The organism is Paenarthrobacter sp. 22069 (assembly GCF_052046035.1).
In the GTDB taxonomy this organism is placed as follows: Bacteria; Actinomycetota; Actinomycetes; order Actinomycetales; family Micrococcaceae; genus Arthrobacter.
Map to the genome: position 1 here is coordinate 20314 of NZ_JBQEQF010000015.1, position 13809 is coordinate 34122.

The 13809-nt window shown below is 67.4% G+C and carries 10 protein-coding genes; all 10 read right to left on the bottom strand.

Annotation, left to right across the window (positions count from 1 at the left end):
• Positions 1-31: 31 nt before the first annotated feature.
• Positions 32-1489: a glutamate synthase subunit beta gene (locus tag ACTJK0_RS13490; RefSeq protein WP_440745511.1), complete on the bottom strand. Its 1458-nt coding sequence runs from the start codon at positions 1487-1489 to the stop codon at positions 32-34.
• The gene (gene gltB / locus ACTJK0_RS13495; RefSeq protein WP_440745512.1) at positions 1482-6095 is read right to left on the bottom strand and encodes a glutamate synthase large subunit; all 4614 of its coding nucleotides are present in this window, start codon (positions 6093-6095) and stop codon (positions 1482-1484) included. The genes ACTJK0_RS13490 and gltB overlap by 8 nt, the downstream gene beginning before the upstream one ends.
• 261 nt (positions 6096-6356) lie before the next feature.
• Positions 6357-7523: a prolipoprotein diacylglyceryl transferase gene (gene lgt / locus ACTJK0_RS13500; protein ID WP_440745513.1), complete on the bottom strand. Its 1167-nt coding sequence runs from the start codon at positions 7521-7523 to the stop codon at positions 6357-6359.
• Between the two features lie 3 nt (positions 7524-7526).
• Entirely contained in the window at positions 7527-8342 is an 816-nt protein-coding gene (gene trpA, locus ACTJK0_RS13505) for a tryptophan synthase subunit alpha (protein ID WP_440745563.1), read from the bottom strand.
• 11 nt (positions 8343-8353) lie between these two features.
• A complete protein-coding gene (gene trpB / locus ACTJK0_RS13510; protein ID WP_440745514.1) occupies positions 8354-9673 on the bottom strand; it encodes a tryptophan synthase subunit beta in 1320 nt (439 codons plus the stop codon).
• A 117-nt stretch (positions 9674-9790) separates the two neighbouring features.
• Entirely contained in the window at positions 9791-10612 is an 822-nt protein-coding gene (gene trpC, locus ACTJK0_RS13515; RefSeq protein WP_440745515.1) for an indole-3-glycerol phosphate synthase TrpC, read from the bottom strand.
• The gene (locus tag ACTJK0_RS13520) at positions 10612-10899 is read right to left on the bottom strand and encodes an HGxxPAAW family protein (protein ID WP_440745516.1); all 288 of its coding nucleotides are present in this window, start codon (positions 10897-10899) and stop codon (positions 10612-10614) included. The genes trpC and ACTJK0_RS13520 overlap by 1 nt, the downstream gene beginning before the upstream one ends.
• A 104-nt stretch (positions 10900-11003) precedes the next feature.
• Positions 11004-11645, bottom strand: a complete 642-nt coding sequence (locus ACTJK0_RS13525) for a Trp biosynthesis-associated membrane protein (RefSeq protein ID WP_440745517.1) — start codon at positions 11643-11645, stop codon at positions 11004-11006.
• The gene (locus ACTJK0_RS13530) at positions 11645-13207 is read right to left on the bottom strand and encodes an anthranilate synthase component I (RefSeq protein WP_110544443.1); all 1563 of its coding nucleotides are present in this window, start codon (positions 13205-13207) and stop codon (positions 11645-11647) included. The genes ACTJK0_RS13525 and ACTJK0_RS13530 overlap by 1 nt, the downstream gene beginning before the upstream one ends.
• 105 nt (positions 13208-13312) lie before the next feature.
• Positions 13313-13765, bottom strand: a complete 453-nt coding sequence (gene hisI, locus ACTJK0_RS13535; RefSeq protein ID WP_440745518.1) for a phosphoribosyl-AMP cyclohydrolase — start codon at positions 13763-13765, stop codon at positions 13313-13315.
• Positions 13766-13809: the final 44 nt, after the last annotated feature.

Sequence of the window (13809 nt, forward strand, 5' to 3'; positions counted from 1 at the left end):
GTTGTCGGCGAGGTGAACCCTCGATGCACCCCTAGAGGACGGCGATGGCACGGTCCGTCGGCGCAACGGGTGCGGGGAGGATGGTGCTTCCCATCAGGTACTTGTCCACGGCTGCTGCGGCGGCACGGCCTTCGGCGATGGCCCATACGATCAGGGACTGTCCGCGGCCGGCGTCACCGGCTACGAAGACACCTTCGGTGTTGGTCATGTAGTAGCCGTCGCGGGCAACGTTGCCGCGGCCGTCGAATTCGGCGTGCACCTGCTCGTTGATGCCGGCCGGCTCAGCGCCGGTGAAGCCGAGGGACAGGAACACCAGGTCGGCCGGGATGATCCGCTCGGTGCCGGCCTTGGGCAGGCGCTTGCCGTCCACGAACTCCGTCTCGGCCACCTTGACCCCGGTCAGCCTGCCGTTCTCGCCAACGAACTCGACGGTGGAGGCGAGGTAGGTGCGTTCGCCGCCTTCCTCGTGTGCGCTGGCCACCTCGAACAGGTTGGGGAACGTCGGCCACGGCTGGTGGCTGGCACGTTCGGACGGCGGCTGCTTGCCGATCGCGAGGGTGGTGACGGACGCAGCGCCGTGCCGGTGGGCGGTACCCAGGCAGTCCGCACCGGTGTCGCCGCCGCCGAGGATCACCACGTGCTTGCCGTGGGCGTTAATCTGGTTTTCGATGGTTTCCCCGGCTACCGCACGGTTGGCGGGCACCAGGTAGTCCATGGCGAAGTGGACGCCGTCCAGGTCGCGGCCCGGGATGGGCAGGTCACGCGGGACGGTGGCACCGGTGCAGACCACGACGGCGTCGTAGCGCCTGCGCAGCTGCTCCCAAGTCACGTCGGTGCCAACGGCCACTCCGGTCCGGAAGCGGGTGCCTTCGGCCTTCATCTGCTCGACGCGGCGGTCCACCTGCTCCTTTTCCATCTTGAAGTCGGGGATGCCGTACCGGAGCAGGCCGCCGATCTTGTCGTCCCGCTCATAGACGGCCACGGTGTGGCCCACCCGGGTGAGCTGCTGGGCGACGGCCAGGCCTGCAGGGCCGGAACCAACCACGGCCACGGTCTTGCCGGTGAGGCGCGCGGGCGGCAGCGGGTTGACCCAGCCGTTGTCCCAGGCCTCGTCGATGATCGAGACCTCAACCTGCTTGATGGTCACGGCGGGCTGGTTGATCCCCAACACGCAGGACGCCTCGCAGGGTGCCGGGCAGAGCCGGCCGGTGAACTCCGGGAAGTTGTTCGTGGCATGCAGCCGCTCGATCGCTTCCTCGCCCTTGTCGCGCCACATGAGGTCGTTCCACTCGGGAATCAGGTTCCCCAGCGGGCAGCCCTGGTGGCAGAACGGGATGCCGCAGTCCATGCACCGGCCGGCCTGGGCCTTCAGCGTGCCCTTCTCCTGCGCCTCATAAACCTCTTTCCAGTCCATGATGCGGACGGGAACGGGACGGCGCGGCTGGGTTTCACGCTGGCGTACTTTCAGAAATCCGCGTGGATCAGCCACCGGTCACCTCCAGGATTCGAGACCAAACTTCTTCGCCGTCCGGGTCAAGGCCCTCTTCGATGGCGTCGAGACGGGTTTGCAGCACGGCCGCGTAATCGCGCGGCAGCACCTTGGTGATGCGGGCGGCGGTGTCATCGAAGTTCTCGAGGAGGCGCGCCGCCAGCTGGGAGTCAGTTTCTTCCACGTGCTTGACCAGCAGGCCGTGGACGATGTCGCGGTCCTCGGCGTCCAGCTCGCGGAGCTGGAGTTCGCCGGACTGCAGGGCGTCCTTGTTGACCTTGGCAGTGTCCAGGTCCAGGACGTAGGCGGTGCCGCCGGACATGCCGGCACCGAAGTTGCGGCCGGTGCGGCCGATGATCAGTGTCTGGCCGCCGGTCATGTACTCGCAGCCGTGGTCGCCGATGCCTTCAACGACGGCGGTGGCACCGGAGTTGCGGACCAGGAACCGTTCGCCCACCTGGCCGCGCAGGAACAGCTCACCGCTGGTGGCGCCATAGCCGATGACGTTGCCGGCGACGACGTTCGTCTCCGCCTTGAACACGTTGGTCCGGTCCGGCCGGACGATGATCCGGCCGCCGGAGAGGCCCTTGCCCACGTAGTCGTTCGAGTCACCGAAGAGCCGCAGGGTGATGCCTGCGGGCAGGAAGGCGCCCAGCGACTGCCCGGCAGTGCCGTTCAGTGTGATGTCGATGGTGTCGGTGGCCAGGACGTCGGTACCAAAGGTCTTGGTGACAACGTGGCCCAGCATGGTGCCCACCGAACGGTCGGTGTTGATGACGTCCACTGTGATCTTGACCGGGCTGCGGTCCGTCAGCGCTTCTGTGGCCATGGTGATCAGCCGCTGGTCGAAGTGCTTGTCCAGCTCATGGTTCTGGCCGGTCATGTTGCGCAGCGGCGCGTCGTCGTCGAACTCCAGGCCGTGCAGGATCGGATCCAGGTCCAGGCCCTCGGCCTTCCAGTGGTCGATGGCCTCACGGGTGTCCAGGACCTCGGCGTGGCCGATGGCCTCCTCCAGGCTCCGGAAACCGAGCTCCGCGAGGATCTCGCGGACTTCCTCGGCAAGGAACTCGAAGAAGTTGACCACGAACTCCGGCTTGCCGCTGAAGCGGGCGCGCAGCTCGGGGTTCTGCGTAGCAACGCCCACCGGGCAGGTGTCCAGGTGGCAGACGCGCATCATGATGCAGCCTTCCACCACCAGCGGGGCGGTGGCGAAACCGAACTCCTCACCGCCCAGCAGCGCGGCGATGACGACGTCGCGGCCGGTCTTGAGCTGGCCGTCCACCTGCACCACGACGCGGTCGCGCAGGCCGTTGAGCATCAGCGTCTGCTGGGTCTCGGCCAGGCCGAGCTCCCACGGGACACCGGCGTGCTTGAGCGAGTTCAGCGGCGAGGCGCCGGTGCCGCCGTCGTGTCCGGAGACAAGTACGACGTCGGCCTTCGCCTTGGTCACGCCGGACGCCACGGTGCCGATCCCGACTTCCGAGACAAGCTTCACGTGGACACGGGCGGAGGGGTTGGCGCGCTTGGCATCGTAGATGAGCTGCGCCAGGTCCTCGATCGAATAGATGTCGTGGTGCGGGGGCGGGGAGATCAGCCCGACGCCGGGGGTCGAGTGCCGGGTACGGGCCACCCACGGGTAGACCTTCTGCGCCATCAGCTGGCCGCCCTCGCCGGGCTTGGCGCCCTGCGCCATCTTGATCTGGATGTCGTCGGCGTTGGTCAGGTAGAGGCTGGTTACGCCAAACCGGCCGGACGCGATCTGCTTGACGGCTGAGCGGCGCTTCGGGTCCAGGAGTCGGTCAACGTCTTCGCCGCCCTCACCGGTGTTGGACTTGCCACCCAGCTGGTTCATGGCGATGGCCAGCGTCTCGTGGGCCTCCTGGGAGATGGAGCCGTAGCTCATGGCGCCCGTGGAGAACCGCTTGACGATGCTGGAGACGGGTTCCACTTCCTCGAGCGGAACGGACGGGCGCTCGTTCTTGAACTTGAGCAGGCCGCGGAGGGTCATCAGGTTGGTGGACTGGTCGTCCACTCCCCTGGTGTACGCCTTGAAGATGTCGTAGCGGCGCTCACGCGTGGCGTGCTGCAGCCGGAACACCGTCTCAGGGTTGAACAGGTGCGGCTCACCGTCGCGGCGCCACTGGTACTCGCCGCCGCCCAGCAGGGGGCGGTGAGGCTGCTCGATGCCGCCCTCCGGGTAGGCCATCTGGTGCCGCGCCGAAACCTCGGCGGCAATCACGTCCAGGCCCACGCCGCCCAGCTGGGAGTGCGTGCCGGCGAAGAATTCGTCCACGAGTTCCTGGCCCAGGCCCAGGGCCTCGAAGGTCTGGGCCCCGGTGTAGGAGGCAACGGTGGAGATGCCCATCTTGGACATGATCTTCAGGACGCCCTTGCCCAGCCCCTTGATGAGGTTGTAGACGCCGTCCTGCGGGGTAACACCGGTGACGTCGCCGGCAGCGATCAGCTGCTCTACGGACTCCATGGCCAGATACGGGTTGACGGCGGAGGCGCCGTAGCCGATCAGGACGGCAACGTGGTGCGTCTCGCGGACGTCGCCGGCCTCGACCACCAGGGCGGTCTTGGTGCGGTTGGCACTGCGCAGCAGGTGGTGGTGCACGGCGCTGACCAGCAGCAGCGACGGGATGGGCGCCCATTGGGCGTTGGAGTCACGGTCGGAGAGCACGATGTACTGCACGCCGCGGTTGATGGCGCCGGACACCTGCTCGCAGATTTCGGTGAGCCGTGCGCGCAGCGCGTTCTCGCCGCCTTCGGGCCGGTAAAGGCCGCGGACCTTCATAGCCACGCGGTTGCCGTCGGCGTCCTCGATGTTGGCGATCTTGGCGAGCTGGTCGTTGTTGATCACCGGGAATGGCAGCTGGACCTGCGGCTGGCGGACCTGCTTGGTGTCCAGGAGGTTGCCGTTGGGGCCGATGGCGCAGGTCAGGGACGTGACCAATTCTTCGCGGATGGCGTCCAGCGGCGGGTTGGTCACCTGCGCGAAGGACTGCACGAAGTAATCGAAGAGCAGGCGCGGGCGCTTGGACAGCACCGCCACGGGGGTGTCCGAACCCATGGCGCCCAGCGGCTCGGCACCGGTGCGGGCCATCGGGCCCAGCAGGATCTTCAGTTCCTCGGTGGTGTAGCCGAAGGTTCGCTGGCGGATGTTCACGGACGCAGCCGTGTGCACCACGTGTTCGCGCTCGGGCAGTTCGTCGAGGTCGATCAGGTTGTCCTTGACCCAGTCGGCCCACGGGTTGGCCGCGGCCACTTCGGCCTTGACCTCTTCATCGTCGATGATGCGGCCGGCTTCGGTGTCCACCAGGAACATCTTGCCAGGGGACACGCGGCCCTTCTTGACCACCTTGGAGGGCTCGACGTCGATCACGCCTACCTCGGAGGCGAAGACGATCAGACCGTCCTCGGTGATCCAGAAGCGGCCGGGGCGCAGGCCGTTGCGGTCCAGGGTGGCACCCACCAGATTGCCGTCAGTGAAGGAAACGGCGGCAGGGCCGTCCCAGGGTTCCATCAGAAGCGAGTGGTACTCGTAGAACGCGCGGCGGGCTGGATCCATGGTGGCGTGGTTTTCCCAGGCCTCGGGGATCATCATCATGATCGCGTGCGTAATGGGGCGGCCGGAGAGCCACAGCAGTTCCGCCACCTCGTCGAAGGACGCGGAGTCGGAGGCGCCGGGCGTGCAGATGGGGTACAGCTCTTCCGGAGAGTCCCCCAGCAGCGGGTTGGCGAGCTGGGACTGGCGGGCACGCATCCAGTTCCGGTTGCCCTTGACGGTGTTGATTTCACCGTTGTGGGCGATGGTCCGGAACGGCTGCGCGAGGGGCCAGGACGGGAAGGTGTTGGTGGAGAAGCGCGAGTGCACGATGGCAAGCTTGGTCTTGAACCGCTTGTCCGACAGGTCCGGGTAGAACGGCTCTAACTGGGCGGTGGTGAGCATGCCCTTGTAGACGATGGTGCGGGAGGACAGGGACGGGAAATAGACGCCGAACTTGTTCTGGGCACGCTTGCGGATGCGCCAGGCGCGGGCATCGAGCTCGTTGCGGTCCAGTTCCCCACCGTCGGCGGATGCCAGGAACGGCTGGGAGAAGTAGGGCATGCAGGCGCGCGCCATGGCCCCGACGAGATCCGCGACGACGGGCACTTCGCGCCAGCCGAGGACCTTCAGGCCCTCGTCGGCGGCCAGGCCCTCGATGCCGGCCTTGGCGGCGTCGGCTTCGCGCTGCTCGGCGGGCAGGAAGGCGGTGCCGGCAACGTACTGGCCGGGGGCAGGCAGTTCGAACTCGGTGACGGCACGGAAGAATTCGTCCGGGATCTGCATGAGCAGCCCGGCGCCGTCCCCGGTTCCCTCGTCCGCGCCCACGGCACCGCGGTGTTCAAGGTTGCGCAGCGCGGTCAGTGCGGCATCGACGATGTCGTACCCGGGCTCGCCGCGCAGCGTCGCGATGATCGCGAGACCGCAGGCGTCCTTCTCCTGTTCCGGGTTGTACAGCCCGGCAGCCTCCGGCATGGCGGCAAAGCGCTTGAACGGCGACATTGCAGCCTCAGGCTGATCCGGTTCGGACCAGCTGGGAGTGTTAAGAGTTTGGGTCATGGGAGACGTCCTTCCTCCTGATCGTGCGTATGGAAGGGACACCGTTGGCCCCACTCGTCGGCGCCGTTGCAGGGGCACAACAAAGTGTTGATTACTGGAAATTGTAGGTCAGCGCAGCCTGCTGAACTAACGGTTACGCAGGCCCCTGCCCGAGGCAACACCGGACAGCAGTTTCACGCTGTACGGACGGTGCCCCATGCCACGACATTGTGGTTTCGGGCTCTTCGAGCGGTGGCTCTGCTGCCCTGCCCGGCCGGCGCCCTACTTCCCGGTGCCGGCCTCCGATGCGGGTCCTGTGGCTGTGCTGCCGGAGTGCCCGGCAACCGTCGCATCAGGTCCGGGCTTGGCGCCGGCCGATGCAGCCTCGGCTTCTTCCGTGGGGTCGGAAGTACGCCTGGAACCGCTGTGGTTATCAGGGAGATTACCACGCGAATCACTATCTGAGACAACGGCGTCCGGATCACGGACTTCTGTGACTGTCCCGGTATCCGGTCCCTCCTCGGCGTCCCGCACAGGCCCGTGGCCCGGGAGGTAGACGGTGTCCGGCTCCGGCCGGCCCTTGAGGCCCAGCAGTATGAAGGCGATCAGCGCCGCGAGGAACACGAAGATGCTGGTCCACACGTTGAGGCGCGTCGTGATGCCGAAGATGTTGATCTGTTCGGCGTCGTCGATCCGCATCGCTTCGATCCAGACGCGGCCCAGCGTGTAATACATGGCGTACAGCCAGAAGAGCCGGCTCCGGCGGAAGTGGAAGCGCCGGTCCAAGGCGAGCAGGATCAGCACGCCTGCCAGGTTCCACAGCGATTCATAGAGGAAGGTGGGGTGGAACAGGGTGTCCGCCGGCATGCCGGCCGGGAAGTTGGGGCTGTCGGCGTCGACCTGCAGCCCCCACGGCAGCGTGGTGGGACCGCCGAAGAGTTCCTGGTTGAAGTAGTTCCCCCAGCGGCCCACCGCTTGGGCAAGGAGCAGTCCGGGGGCGGCTGCATCCACAAAGGCGCTGAGCTTGACGCCACTGCGGCGGCAACCGATCCAGGCCCCCACGGCGCCCAGGACCACGGCACCCCAGATCCCCAGGCCGCCGCGCCAGATCTGCGGGATCAGCGAGAGGTCTCCGGTGCCGTCAAAGCCGGGACCGAAGTAAGCGTCCGGGGAGGACACGACGTGATAGAGCCGGCCGCCGATGATGCCCAGTGGGATGGCCCAGATCACGATGTCCCAGACACTGCCTTCAGGGGCGCCGCGCTTGGCCCAGCGGACGGAGGTCAGCCACAGGCCGACGATGATGCCCGCAAGGATGCACAAGGCGTAGGCGTGGATCCGCAAGGTTCCCCAGGGCAGGGGAATATCAAAGCCGGACCAGTCCGGGCTCGGGATGCTGGCGGGGACCAGGCCTGGCGCCAGGGCTGCCGCCTGAAGGAGTGGCTGCATGGCCTAGGCCCCGGCTTCCTGGGTGCGGCCGGTTTCCGGCACCAAACCCGTGCTGAGGTCTTTGGTGAGGGCGGCGGCGGCGTCCACTCCGCCGTCCCGCAGGGATGCCACCAGGGCGGTGCCCACGATGACGCCTTCGGCGTACGCGGCGATTTCCCGGACCTGGTCCGCGGTGGAGACGCCAAGTCCCACACAAACACGTTCGGCTCCGGCGGCATGGGCCGCTGCCACAACGTCCTTCGCCGCCGTGCTGACGGATGCCCGCGCACCGGTCACGCCCATGATGGAGACGGCGTAGACGAAGCCGCGGCTGGCGTCCACGGTCCGCTGCATGCGCTCGGCAGTGGAGGACGGGGCCACCAGGAACACCCGGTCCAGGCCGTACTTGTCCGACGCTGCCACCCACTCGGCGGCCTCGTCCGGGATGAGGTCGGGGGTGATGAGCCCCGCTCCCCCGGCCTCGGCCAGCCGGCGGGAGAACTCGTCCACGCCCATGCGGACCACGGGGTTCCAGTAGGTCATGACCAGGACGGCGGCGTCGGTCCTGCTGGTGATGCCGGCCACGACGTCGAAGACCTGGCTGACGTGGAAGCCCTTGGCCAGGGCTTCGGTGGTGGCGGCCTGGATGACCTGGCCGTCCATGACCGGATCCGAGTACGGGATGCCGATCTCAATCAGGTCGGCACCGTTCTCAGCCAGGGCAATGCCGGCGGCGATGGTGTGCTCCACGCTGGGGTACCCGGCGGGGAGATAGCCGATGAGGGCGGAACGTCCCTGCGCCCGGGCCCGGTCAATGGCGGCTGCCGACTTGCTGGTCATCTCTGCGCTGCTCACAGCTGCTCCCCCTCTTTGCCGATTTCGGATTCGGCGGAATTCTTGTCCAACAGGTCAAACCATTCGGCCGCGGTGGCCACGTCCTTATCGCCGCGCCCGGACAGGTTCACGATGATGATCTTTTCGCCGGCTGAATCGGCGTCCTCGGCGGCGAGCCGCTCGCCAACCTTGATGGCGCCGGCCAGGGCGTGCGAGGACTCGATGGCGGGAATGATGCCCTCGGTGCGGCACAGCAGGCGGAAGGCCTCCATGGCCTCGCTGTCCGTGATGGGCTCGTAGCTGACCCGTCCAATATCGGCCAGGTAGGAGTGTTCCGGACCGACGCCCGGGTAGTCCAGGCCCGCCGAGATGGAGTGCGACTCGATGGTCTGCCCGTCGTCGTCCTGCATCAGGTAGGACCGTGCGCCGTGCAGGACGCCGGGCTTGCCCAGCGTGATCGTGGCGGCGTGGCGGCCCGTGTCCACGCCGTCGCCGCCAGCCTCGAAACCGTAGATCTTCACGGAAGGATCGTCCAGGAAGCCGTGGAAAATGCCGATGGCGTTGGAACCGCCGCCGATGCACGCACACACGGCGTCCGGGAGGCGGCCTTCCTGCTCCAGGATCTGGGCGCGGGCTTCCTCCCCGATGACCTCATGGAAGTAGCGGACCATGGCGGGGAACGGGTGGGCGCCGGCGGCAGTCCCCAGCAGGTAGTGGGTGTTCGAAACGTTGGCAACCCAGTCCCGGAGGGCTTCGTTAATAGCGTCCTTGAGGGTCTGGGATCCGCTGGTCACGGGGATGACCTTGGCACCGAGGAGTTCCATCCGGGCAACGTTCAGTGCCTGGCGGCGGCAGTCCTCGGCGCCCATGTAGACCACGCATTCCAGGCCCAGGAGTGCTGCCGCGGTGGCGCTGGCGACGCCGTGTTGGCCTGCGCCGGTTTCGGCGATGATGCGGGTTTTGCCCATGCGCTTGGCGAGCAATGCCTGGCCCAGGACGTTGTTGATCTTGTGCGATCCGGTGTGGTTGAGGTCCTCGCGCTTGAGGAACACCCGTACTCCCCCGGCGTGCTGGGAGAACCGCTTTGCTTCGGTGAGCAGGGACGGCCGGCCCGAGTAGTTCTTGTTCAGGTCCGCGATCTGCGCCCGGAAATCGGGATCGTCCTTGGCCTTGTTGAAGGTCTCTTCCAGTTCGTCCAGGGCGGCGATGAGCGACTCGGGCATCCATCGCCCGCCGTAGTTGCCGAAGTACGGCCCCGGGGCGTGGCGGAGGGATCCGCCCTGCAGGAATGCTTCCGTAGTGATGTTGTCAGCTTTTCCTGAGGGTGCGTCAGCCATCGTTCCTGTCCTGTTCAGAGTTGGTCGGTCAAAAGCATGCTGTTCCGGCGGCGCCGGACGGGTGTTCCTGCGGCCCGGCGGCAGGCCGGACGCGCAGGGGTTTGGGTCCCGGTGTGGTCAGGCCCGGGCGGCGATGGCTGCGGCACCTGCCGCAGTGAATTCGGCAATCCGCTCCCGTGGGGTGGCGTGGCTGACCAAAGCCTCGCCCACCAGGATGGCATTGGCGCCACTGGCGGCGTAGTGCGTGACATCGTCGGCGTCGCGGACGCCGGATTCGGCCACCACGACCGCCTCCGCGGGGATCATTCCTGCCAGTGAGGCGAAGAGGGAACGGTCGACGTCGAGCGTCTTCAAATTGCGCACGTTGACGCCGATGATCCGGGCGTTGGCAGCGACGGCCCGCTCGATTTCCTCTTCCGTGTGGGTCTCCACCAGCACATTCATGCCAAGGTCCCGGCTGAGCGCGCTGAACTCGGAAAGCTGCGCATCCGAAAGGGCGGCAACGATGAGGAGGATGAGGTCGGCGCCGTGCGCGCGGGCCTCCCAGATCTGGTACTCGTCGAGCGTGAAGTCCTTGCGCAGCAGCGGGGTGTCGACGGCGGCGCGCACGGCATCGAGGTCGGCGAGGGACCCGTTGAAGCGGCGCTGCTCGGTGAGGACGCTGATGACGGAGGCACCGCCGTCAGCGTACTGCCGGGCGAGTGACGCCGGATCGCCGATGCTGGCGAGGTCGCCCTTGGAGGGGCTGCGGCGCTTGATTTCGGCGATGACTTTCAGCTGTTCCCGGGTTGGGGAGGTTCCGCCAAGGGCCGCCCAGGCGTCGCGGGCAGGTGCCGCGGCCTGGGCACGGTCCTTCAGCTCGGCCAGGGAAACGAGCCGCTTCCTGGCCTCCATATCCTCCTTGACACCGGCGTTGATGTCATCGAGAACAGTCGCCATCAGTGGCCGGAGTTCTTCAGCTTGCTGCCTTCGACGCCGTAGCCTGCCTTGCGCATGACGTAACCGAGGATCAGGCCGATGACCATGACAACGGCGCCGCCAATGAAGATGGGCGTGCTGGCGATGACGAAGGCGATGGCTGCGATGAGCGCGCCGACCAGCATGACAATGACGCAGGTCCAGGCGGCCGGGCTGTTGCCGTGGCCCAGTTCCTGGCTGTGGTCAATGGTGCCGGGGGCCACCGTGCGGGTGCCTGACTTGGAAACGGACGCAGGTGCTTTGCTCATGGAAATCTCCTCAGGATGGATACTGCTTACATTCTGCCATTTTTTGGCTGCCCCCCGCGTACCGGCGGGCGTCGACGCCTTGACCGCGGCGGCAGCCCCTGGCCTTACGTGGGGTCCTCACCGCGTGACAGCCGGTCCCAGCTGTCGATTTCGTCCACGGGGCCCGCGGGTGCCGCAGCCCCCGCGGCGGCGGGCGGGTCATACTTCGTCCGCGACTTCCAGTAACGGGATGCGGGGAGGATCAGCAGGGCGGCCAGCACCAACAGGCAGCCGGCGACGACGGCGAGCATCGGGAAGGGGGTGAGCTCGACGTGGGCCTGGCTGCCGGAGATGCCCGTGGCGGCTGCAATGCTCCCCTGCGCCGCCGCCAGTGGGTCAGCCAGGACGGTGCCTGCGGCGGCTGCCACCCCGGCGGAGGCAAGGACGATGATGGCGGTGATGAACCACCGGGCGATCCTGCCCGCAATGGCTGCGGCCAGGCCGCCGGCCAGGGCCACGAGGGCCAGGGCCGTTACGGTGGTGGCTGCCTTGCTGCCTTGGACCTGGATGGCGTTTTGTGCGCCGGCCTGGCCCACCTGGTTCGGGTCCAGGGTGGCGCTAATCCATGTCTGGGTGGTGGTGCCGAAGGCGGCCAGGGCCAGGAGGGTGATCAGCATGACCAGGGTCGATTTGCGCGCCCACACCGGCACCGGCCGTTTCTTCCCGGCTTTTTTGGGGCGGTCCGCAGCGATGCCCGGATCCGCCATCAGGACTCCGTCCCGCCGGGGAGGGAGTCCGCGGAAATGTTGTGCAGCGACCCGGCCGTGTGGACCGCCCGCAGCGGGGCGGCGGCCTTGTTGACGGTTTCGAGGGCCTCGGTGGGGTTCACGGAGTCTGCCACGATGCCGCCGCCGGCCTGCACGTACGCGCGGCCTTCCCGGATCAGGGCGGACCGGATGGCGATGGCCATGTCCATGTCGCCGGCGAAGTCCAGGTAGCCGACCACGCCGCCGTAGATGCCGCGGCGGTGGGGTTCCAGCTCGTCGAGGAGGCGCAGCGCCCTGGGTTTGGGCGCTCCGGACAGGGTTCCTGCCGGGAACGTGGCCTTGAGTACGTCGTAGGCCTTGGCCGCGGGTGCCAGCCGGCCCACCACGGTGGACACCAGGTGCATGATGTGGCTGAAACGCTCCACCTCCATGAACTGGGTGACGTCCACGGTGCCTGCCACGCAGACCTTGGAGAGGTCGTTGCGGGACAGGTCCACCAGCATGAGGTGCTCGGCGCGTTCCTTCTGGTCCGCCAGGAGTTCCTCGGCGAGGGCCTTGTCCGCTTCCACGGTCTTGCCGCGCGGCCGGGAGCCGGCGATGGGGTGGGTGATGACTTCGCCGCCCGTGACCGTCACCAGTGCTTCCGGCGAGGACCCCACAATCGAGTACTCGCGGCCTTCGGCGTCGGCCAGGCTGAAGATGTACATGTAGGGGCTGGGGTTGGTGTTGCGCAGCACCCGGTACACGTCCAGCGCGGACGCCTGGCATTCCATCTCGAAACGGCGTGAAATCACCACCTGGAAGACCTCGCCGTCCACGATGGCTTCCTTGCCGCGGTCCAGCGCTGCGAGGTATTCGGCCTCGTCCCACCGCTCCTGGACGCTGGAGGCGAAGTCCAGGGCAGCAGGCGTAAGGACGGAGACGGGCTGCACCACGGGGGCGCTGATCTTGGCCAGGAGTTCCTTGACTCGCGCCACGGCGTCGTGCCACGCCTCGTCCACCCGCTCGGAGCTGTTGTCGAAGTTGATCGCGTTGGCAATCAGCAGGACTGTGCCGTCCACGTTGTCATGCACGGCCATGTCGGTAACCAGGTTCAGCGCCATCTCCGGCAGCTGCAGGTCGTCTTCCGGCGGGCTGACCAGGCGTTCCCAGTGCCGGACGGTTTCCCAGCCGAGGAAGCCCACCAGGCCGGAGGTGAAGGGCGGCAGCCCGTCGAACCGGTCGGTGCGGAGGGCGTCGATGGTGTCGCGGACGGCGTCGACGGGGCTGCCGCTGACGGGTACGCCTGCGGGCGGTTCACCGAGCCAGTGCGCCTGGCCGTCCTTGGTGGTCAAGGTGGCACGCGACCTGGCGCCGATGAAGGAGTAGCGGGACCAGGCTCCGCCCACCGCCGCGGATTCCATCAGGAACGTGCCGGGTTGGCCCTGGGCCAGCTTCCGGTAGAGGCCGATGGGGGTTTCGGCGTCGGCGAGGACCTTGAGCCGGACAGGGATGACGCGGCTGTGGCCGGCAAGTTCCCGGAATTCCTCGAGGCTTGGGCTGATGGTTCCAAGGTCCTGCATGGCTATGCTTGTCCGCCTGTTCTTCGAAAGGGCCCGCGTTGGGGGCACCTGGAGTGTGCTTGCTGGGTGGCGCGGCCGGCCATNCGCGCTGCCGGCGCCTGCCGGTCAGCCTGCCTGGCCGGCCACTACGTCGAGGGCCCGGCCGTCAAAGCAGGTGCGGGTGCCGGTGTGGCAGGCGGCACCCACCTGGTCGACGCGCACCAGCAGTGCGTCGCCGTCGCAGTCCATGGCTACGGACTTGACCCACTGCACGTGGCCCGAGGTGTCGCCCTTGCGCCAGTACTCCTGGCGTGAGCGGGAGTAGAACGTGACCCGTCCGGTGGTCATGGTGCGGTGCAGGGCCTCGTCATCCATCCAGCCGAGCATCAGCACCTCGTTGGTGTCGTACTGCTGCACCACCGCTGCCACCAGGCCTGCGGCGTCGCGCTTGAGCGCGGCGGCCAGCTCTTCCGGAAGCGGGCTGGCGGAGGGTTCGGCCGGGGCGGATCCCGCGGACGACGCCGGGGCTTGGGACACGGCTGTTCCTGCGGTTGGGACGGGGGTTGGCTGCTCAGACATCGGGTCAAGTCTAGTGCCTTCACGGACACGTTCTCCTGTTGTGA

What these genes read in the sequence shown, in the direction of transcription:
- lgt (WP_440745513.1), bottom strand. Translation starts at nt 7,523, where the DNA reads ATGCAGCCACTCCTTCAGGCGGCAGCCCTGGCGCCAGGCCTGGTCCCC.
- ACTJK0_RS13525 (WP_440745517.1), bottom strand. Translation starts at nt 11,645, where the DNA reads ATGGCGGATCCGGGCATCGCTGCGGACCGCCCCAAAAAAGCCGGGAAG.
- ACTJK0_RS13520 (WP_440745516.1), bottom strand. Translation starts at nt 10,899, where the DNA reads ATGAGCAAAGCACCTGCGTCCGTTTCCAAGTCAGGCACCCGCACGGTG.
- hisI (WP_440745518.1), bottom strand. Translation starts at nt 13,765, where the DNA reads ATGTCTGAGCAGCCAACCCCCGTCCCAACCGCAGGAACAGCCGTGTCC.
- ACTJK0_RS13530 (WP_110544443.1), bottom strand. Translation starts at nt 13,207, where the DNA reads ATGCAGGACCTTGGAACCATCAGCCCAAGCCTCGAGGAATTCCGGGAA.
- gltB (WP_440745512.1), bottom strand. Translation starts at nt 6,095, where the DNA reads ATGACCCAAACTCTTAACACTCCCAGCTGGTCCGAACCGGATCAGCCT.
- trpB (WP_440745514.1), bottom strand. Translation starts at nt 9,673, where the DNA reads ATGGCTGACGCACCCTCAGGAAAAGCTGACAACATCACTACGGAAGCA.
- trpC (WP_440745515.1), bottom strand. Translation starts at nt 10,612, where the DNA reads ATGGCGACTGTTCTCGATGACATCAACGCCGGTGTCAAGGAGGATATG.
- trpA (WP_440745563.1), bottom strand. Translation starts at nt 8,342, where the DNA reads ATGACCAGCAAGTCGGCAGCCGCCATTGACCGGGCCCGGGCGCAGGGA.